The organism is Mycobacterium helveticum (assembly GCF_007714205.1).
Lineage (GTDB): Bacteria > Actinomycetota > Actinomycetes > Mycobacteriales > Mycobacteriaceae > Mycobacterium > Mycobacterium helveticum.
In genome coordinates this window covers 1-1,418 of record NZ_VMQU01000284.1, presented here as the reverse complement: position 1 = coordinate 1,418, position 1,418 = coordinate 1, and the positions used below count along the sequence as shown (strand labels likewise).

Below are 1,418 nucleotides of genomic sequence, written 5' to 3'. Positions count from 1 at the left end.
AGTTGCGTCCAGCAGAGTGGTGTACGAGCCGGTGATGACCGGCGTGTCGTAGCCGGATGAATGAAGGTCATCGCGTGATTCTTCGAGGGACCGACCAAAGTCACTCGAGCAAAGGAATCAACGCGATGACCATTGCCCACGATATCGACCTGTCTGCCGTGCTGGCCGAACGACTCACCACCACGCACCCTGATGTGCTGCGCGAGTTGTTGGCCGCCTTCATTCACGCCCTGATGGGCGCCGAAGCCGACGCGGTGTGCGGTGCCGGCTACGGCCAGCGCAGCAGCGAGCGCACCAATTCCCGCAACGGGTATCGGCACCGCGAGTTTGACACCCGCGCAGGCACATTGGATCTGGCGATTCCCAAGCTAAGGCAAGGTTCGTACTTCCCGGACTGGCTGCTGGAACGGCGCAAACGCGCCGAGCGGGCCCTGACCACGGTGGTGGCTACCTGCTACCTGCTGGGCGTTTCGACGCGGCGGATGGACAAACTCGTCGAGACTCTGGGCATCACCAGCTTGTCGAAGTCCCAGGTCAGCGTGATGGCCAAAGAGCTCGACGCCGCGGTCGAGGCGTTCCGGACCCGGCCACTGGATGCAGGCCCGTACACGTTCATGGCTGCTGACGCCCTGGTGCTCAAGGTTCGCGAAGCAGGCCGGGTGGTCAACGTGCACGCGCTGATCGCCACCGGGGTCAACGCCGAGGGCTACCGCGAAATCCTGGGCATCGACGTCACCACCGCCGAGGACGGGGCCGGCTGGCTGACCTTCCTGCGGTCGCTGACCGCCCGCGGCCTATCAGGGGTCCGTCTGGTCACTTCCGACGCCCACGCCGGTCTGGTGGCCGCGATCGGCGCCACCCTGCCTGGGGCATCGTGGCAACGGTGTCGCACCCACTACGCCACCAACCTGATGGCCATCACTCCGAAATCATCGTGGCCGTGGGTACGCACACTACTGCATTCGGTCTTCGATCAACCTGACGCCGGTTCCGTTGCAGCCCAATATGACCGCATCATCGACGCACTGGCCGACAAGCTCCCCAAGGTCGCCGACCACCTCGAAGACGCCCGCGCCGACCTGCTCGCCTTCACCGCCTTCCCCAAACAAATTTGGCGGCAGATCTGGTCCAACAACCCACAAGAACGACTCAACAAGGAAATCCGCCGGCGCACCGACGTCGTCGGAATCTTCCCCGACCGCAACGCCCTAATCCGCCTCGTCGGCGCGGTGCTGGCCGAACAACACGACGAATGGGCCGAATCCCGCCGCTACCTCGGCCTCGACGTCCTCAGCAAATCCCGCGCCGACCACACGCCATCAACAGAACAGGAGGACACCCCGGCGGCACTGACCGCCTAAACCACCAAGTCGAAGAATCACACGACGACGTCGTACACCACGTCCCTGGACTTGACC

At 64.1% G+C, this 1,418-nt stretch carries 1 protein-coding gene; it reads left to right on the top strand.

The window, feature by feature from the left end:
- The first annotated feature begins 125 nt into the window (after positions 1 to 125).
- On the top strand, positions 126 to 1,361 hold the full coding sequence (locus tag FPZ47_RS27495; RefSeq protein WP_042909891.1) for an IS256 family transposase: 1,236 nt from the start codon (positions 126 to 128) through the stop codon (positions 1,359 to 1,361).
- Positions 1,362 to 1,418: the final 57 nt, after the last annotated feature.

Excerpts from the sequence above, each read along its gene's own strand:
- FPZ47_RS27495 (WP_042909891.1), top strand. The coding sequence starts at position 126 with ATGACCATTGCCCACGATATCGACCTGTCTGCCGTGCTGGCCGAACGA.